This is a genomic window from Virgibacillus carmonensis, assembly GCF_057836705.1.
Genome location: NZ_JBYQFJ010000243.1, coordinates 1 through 615, shown reverse-complemented (window position 1 = coordinate 615; position 615 = coordinate 1). Strand labels below are relative to the sequence as shown.

General features: G+C 37.4%; 1 protein-coding gene. It reads left to right on the top strand.

What is annotated here, in order from left to right; genetic code table 11:
• The first annotated feature begins 96 nt into the window (after window positions 1-96).
• A complete protein-coding gene (locus tag AC3G7N_RS21640; protein WP_089062090.1) occupies window positions 97-399 on the top strand; it encodes a YunC family protein in 303 nt (100 codons plus the stop codon).
• The last annotated feature ends 216 nt before the right edge of the window (window positions 400-615 follow it).

Genomic DNA, 615 nt, shown 5'->3' with positions numbered 1-615 from the left:
AAAAAGGATTATGGTTCACGGTAACTAGGCGAGTAGCACCTGGGTCTCTATCCGCATACATATATATGGTGATAGGGAAAAGGGGGAAATACTTGCATGATTACTGTAAATCCTTTGGAAATCGATGGAATGTTTTTTACTGCGATAACTGTCGAACTGCCAAAAACAAACCTGCTTATGATTTCGAATGATATTGGATATATTATGTGCGGTGCACTTGATGTTGATCTTTTAAACGAGAAGCTGGCTGATCGGAATATTATTGCTGGCAGGGCTGTAGGGGTTAAAACGATTGACGAATTATTACACGCTCCACTTGAAAAAATAACCGATGCATCAAAGCCGTATGGCTGGGAAGTAGGAATGATTGGAAAAGAAGCATTGGGGCACATATCCTGACTAGTATGCTTTCCACTGCGTAAGGCATACTAAGTTTTTTAATTAAAGTTACTTTGAATATTAATTCTAACCTTCTTAAAACAAGCATAACTTGTGTTAAGGGGGTTTTATTATTGATGCAACCGAGGATATTTAACTTTAAGAAAAAAAATAGAACGCCACCTCCAGTTAAATACATATTGGTGATTACATGTGTCATATTTGTTGCAGCGGTAT

What these genes read in the sequence shown, in the direction of transcription:
- AC3G7N_RS21640 (WP_089062090.1), top strand. Translation starts at nt 97, where the DNA reads ATGATTACTGTAAATCCTTTGGAAATCGATGGAATGTTTTTTACTGCG.